A 4,529-nucleotide genomic window follows, 5' to 3' on the forward strand; every position below is an offset into this window, starting at 1 on the left:
TCTTCGCCGACGTGGTCGCACGAGCCGGAGCAGAACCGGCCACACCACTAGAGCTTGCGAAGTCCACTGAGCACCCTTTCGAGCAAAGTCACATCTGGCTGGCCCCCCGCGGCGTCGCCACCGCCCGGCTGGTGGATCGTGACCAGGCCGGCTTCCGCGAGGTCGGCCACGAGGATGCGCGCGACGCCCAGCGGGAGGGTCAGCAACGCGGAGACCTCCGCGACCGACTTGAGTTCATAGCACAGTCGGCAGATGCGCTGGTGCTCGGGGAGCTGGGAAGTGAGGCGGGAGGGATCGGCAGTGGTCTGCACCAATGCCTCGATGGCGAGCTGGTAGCGCGGCCGGGTCCGGCCGCCGGTCACCGCGTACGGGCGCACCAGCCGGGACTGCGGGCCCCGGGGCGCGCGGGCGCCGCGCGCGGAGGCCGGGGACGGGTGCTGCGGCGCGGGCGCCGGGCGCCCGCGGTGCTGTGCCGCGCCGTCGCCGTACGGCGACGGGGCAGGCGGCTGCGGCTGCCCCGGTGACGGGGGCATGCCGGGGGCGGCGTACGGGACGCCCGGAGGCCCCGGCTGCGGGGGCATCCCGTGCTGCGGCGGCATGCCCGGCCGGTCGGACTGCGGGCCGTAGCCGTACCGCCAGTCCTCACCGCCGTGAGGTACCTCTTGGTGCGCTGCCACTGCGTTCCCCTTCCCCGACGGCGTGCCGGAGCATCACTGCACTCGACGCACCTTAGCCCGGCAAACGGGCAACGTGCATCGATTGTCGGCTAGTTCAGCAGGCTGCCCTGCAGCTCCGCACGCAGATCGGGGGTGAGCACCGCGCCCGCCCGGTCGACCAGCAGGGCCATTTCGTAGCCCACCAGACCGATGTCGCACTCCGGGTGCGCCAGCACGGCCAGGGCCGAGCCGTCGGAGATCGACATGATGAAGAGGAAGCCGCGCTCCATCTCCACCACGGTCTGGTTGACGTACCCGCCCTCGAAGATCCGCGAGGCACCGGCCGTCAGCGACGTCAGTCCGGACGCCACCGCCGCCAGTTGGTCGGCGCGGTCGCGCGGGAAGCCGTCGGACATCGCGAGGAGGAGTCCGTCGGCGGAGACCACCACCGTGTGCGACACCCCCGGGGTGTTGTCCACGAAATTGGTGATCAACCAGTTCAGGTTCTGCGCCGCCTGGCTCATCGGGCTCACCTAACGCTCCTGATCGTATGTGCCGGGGCCCATGCCCGGTCCGTCACTCTGCTGCGGCCCCCGCTCGCGGCCCCGCTGGACACCGCGCCGCAGATTGCTCAGCCGGCCGCGTACGTCCTCCGGGGCCCGGGAGACCTGTGGGCCTCCCAGCGGCGCCTGCTCCGCGGTGCCCTCCACCAGGTTCTGGCGGGGCACCCGCCGGGGAAGGCCCGCGGGGGTGACCCCGCCCGCCTTCGGTTCGCGCACCTGCTCGGCGCGCTCCCAGCGTTCGTCGTTCGCCGACCTCCACTCGTCGTCGGCCGGGGCCGGCTCCGGTTCGCCGAAGCCGAAGCCCCTGCGGCCGGTGCCGAACTGTGCCGTAGATTCCGTTTCCGGTGCTGCCGGGCTGTCGTACGCGCCCTGCCCCGTCCAGTGATTCGGCGCGGCGCCGGGCTCGACGTGGCCGTACGTATCGTACGCGGGCTCCGGCGAGATACCTCCGGGCGTGAAGGCATCGGTCTCCGCCGCCTCCGCTTCGGGCTCGTGGAAGGCGGGCGTACGGTCCTGTGCCGCCGCTTCGAGCGCGGCCCTGCGCTCCTCGCGCAGCAGCGAGCGCTGAATGGGGTCGAAGACCCCCTCCTGCCCGCCGAGGGCCGGCATGGCCGGGCGCGGGGCCTCGACCTGCGGATACGGAGAGTCGTCGAAGCCCAGCTCCGCCGCGCTGCGCGGGCGGCCCGCGGCGAAGCCGTTACCAGAGGGCTGGAACGACGGGCGGTCGGCGACGATCCGGGAGACCGTGAACTCGTCCTGCTGGTCGGAGGTCTCGGTGGCCCCGCCGAAGGCGATGGCCTCGGGGAGCATCACCAGCGAGGTGGTGCCCGACTGCTCGCCGGAGGGGCGCAACTGCACCCGGATGCCGTGCCGGTCGGCCAGCCGGCCGACCACGAACAGGCCCATGCGCTGCGAGATCGCGACGTCCACGGTGGGCGGGTTGGCGAGCCGGTGGTTGATGTCCGCGAAGTCCTCGGCGGTCAGGCCGATGCCCTTGTCGTGGATCTCGACCATCACCCGGCGGTCCGGCAGCCGGGTGGCGGTGACACGGACCTTGGTGTGCGGTGAGGAGAACGTGGTGGCGTTCTCCAGCAGCTCGGCGAGCAGATGCACGAGGTCGGTGACGGCGCTGCCGTGGATCTCGCTGTCGGGCACGCCCTCCAGCTCGATGCGCTCGTACGACTCGACTTCCGAGGTCGCCGCGCGTAGCACGTCGACGAGCGGGACCGCCTCGTCCATGTGCCGGCCGGTGTCCTCGCCCGCGAGCACCAGCAGGTTCTCGCCGTTGCGGCGCATGCGGGTGGCGAGGTGGTCCATGTGGAACAGGTTCTCCAACTGCTCCGGGTCCGCCTCGTGGTCCTCCAGGCCGGAGATCAGTTCGAGCTGGCGCTCGATGAGGCCCTGGTTGCGCCGCGAGAGGTTGGTGAAGATCGCGTTGAGGTTGCCCCGGAGCAGCGCCTGCTCGGCGGCCAGCCGGACCGCCTCGCGGTGCACCTGGTCGAAGGCCCGGGCGACCTCGCCGATCTCGTCCCTGCTGTGCAGCGGGATCGGCTGCACGCGGGTGTCCACCCGGCCCGGGTCGGTACGGGAGAGCTGGTCGACCAGCATCGGCAGCCGCTGCTCGGCGATGCCGAACGCGGAGTTACGCAGCAGCCGCATGCTGCGGCCCATGGAGCGGGCCATCATCGCGGCGATGACGAAGCCGATGAGCAGCGCACCCACCGCGATGGCGGCGCCGACGACGGTGTCGCGCTTGGCGGACTCGACGATGTCGTGGGCGTCGGCCACGGCGCGGTCGGCGAACTCGATCTCGACGGTGCGGTACGCGGCGATGGGCACGCTCGTGGCCGCGTACCAGGTCTGCGGGGTGATGCCCTGGGCGGCGAGGTCCTCGGGCGTGGTGCCCTCGCCGATGCCGGCGACGCCGGCGAGCATCTCCGCGGGCTTCGGCGGCGCGGCGAACTCACCGCCGCCGTTCTCGGCCTCCCGCTGTGCCTCGGCGAGCCGCTTCCTGGCCTCCTCCTCCTGGTCGGCCAGCGCGTCCGCGAGCAGGCGGTTGTCGGCGGCGGTGCTGCCGGTTTTGAACTCGTCGAGCGCGATGGGCTCCAGATAGGCGAAGGAGGCGAGGGCGGTCTTCTCCGCGGTCAGCACCTCCGCCTTCTCGGGCGGGCTGACGAGCAGCTCGGTGCCGATGGAGCGGACCAGCGAGGCGGCGGACTTGGAGAGCGAGATCGCGTACATCGCGCGGCCGTAGCTGGTGATGTTGCTGGTGCCCAGGCCCAGCTCGTTGGCGAAGGTCATCAGCGGGCGGTACATATCGGCGTACCCGAGGTGGGTGTCGGTGCCGGGCGCCTGGGGCGTGAACGCCGCCTGGCGCATCTGCTCCAGGCCCTTCTCCTGCTCCCGGAAGGCCTTCAGCCGGCGGTGCAGGCCGGGCTTGTCCGGCATGTCCTCGACCTGCCGGTCGAACTCGGCGGCGGCGGCGTCGGTGGCCTCGCGCGCCTCCGTCACCCGGCTCGCCTCGCGGTCGCCGTGGAGCAGCGGCTGCACGGAGATGTCACGCTCCGCCATGAGCCGCTCGGCGTAGTCGCCCGCGGCCTTGGCCACCTTGGCGGTGTTCTCCGCGTCCTGGGCCTCCTGCCAGGTGTCGACGGAGCTGTTCACCTGGAAGCCCGCGAAGGCGAGGGCCACGAGCACCGGGATGAGCAGGATCGCGTTCAGCCGAGTGGCCACCCGCCAGTTACGGGGCGAGAATCTGCTGCCGCTCGGCGGCGGCGGGGCCGGCTGCGCCCCCGAAGGGGGCGGCACCGCCGCGCGCGACGGCGGGCTGAAGTTGCCCCGCGCCTCCTGTGCGGGACCCTTGCTGCTGCGCCTCACCGGACCAACAACCTCTCGGCCTACTCTCGGGTCAGTTCCTCGAATTCCAGCACGCCGCGCGACACATTCCAAACGTCTGGCGAGGACTTCGTACGATCAAGCAGGCACTGCCAAACAGGGCGTAAGCGGCGCCAACCGACAAAACGCAACCCCGGCATCAGCGGAACGGAGTCGACCGCCTGCATCCTGTGCAACACACCCCCTCAATCTGCTTCCAAACGTTATCAACGCCTCAGGGGCAGGTTGCAGCGTACGGTGCAACCTGCCCCTGACGGGTCGACGGCCCGCGGCGTCACGCCCGGGCCGGCCGGCGCGCTCAGCGCAGCCTGGCCATCAGCGCGTGCTCGACGAGCGTGATCAGCGTCGACTTGGACTCCGAGCGCTGACGCGCGTCCGTGGTCAGGATCGGCGTCTCCGGACCGATCTGCAGCGC

The 4,529-nt window shown here is 71.7% G+C and carries 3 protein-coding genes and 1 pseudogene; all 4 read right to left on the reverse strand.

Annotated elements, in window-relative coordinates:
• Nucleotides 1-47: 47 nt before the first annotated feature.
• Nucleotides 48-599 carry a DUF742 domain-containing protein gene (locus I003_RS37185; RefSeq protein ID WP_486584454.1) on the reverse strand — a complete coding sequence of 184 codons (552 nt, stop codon included), beginning with the start codon at nt 597-599 and terminating at the stop codon, nt 48-50.
• A 167-nt stretch (nt 600-766) separates the two neighbouring features.
• Entirely contained in the window at nt 767-1,180 is a 414-nt protein-coding gene (locus I003_RS0128890) for a roadblock/LC7 domain-containing protein (RefSeq protein ID WP_078524293.1), read from the reverse strand.
• Between the two features lie 9 nt (nt 1,181-1,189).
• The gene (locus I003_RS0128895; RefSeq protein WP_027774645.1) at nt 1,190-3,952 is read right to left on the reverse strand and encodes a sensor histidine kinase; all 2,763 of its coding nucleotides are present in this window, start codon (nt 3,950-3,952) and stop codon (nt 1,190-1,192) included.
• A gap of 460 nt (nt 3,953-4,412) precedes the next feature.
• Nucleotides 4,413-4,529: pseudogene (locus I003_RS33715) on the reverse strand (ATP-binding protein); the annotation flags it as partial.

It is taken from the genome of Streptomyces sp. CNQ329, assembly GCF_000482585.1.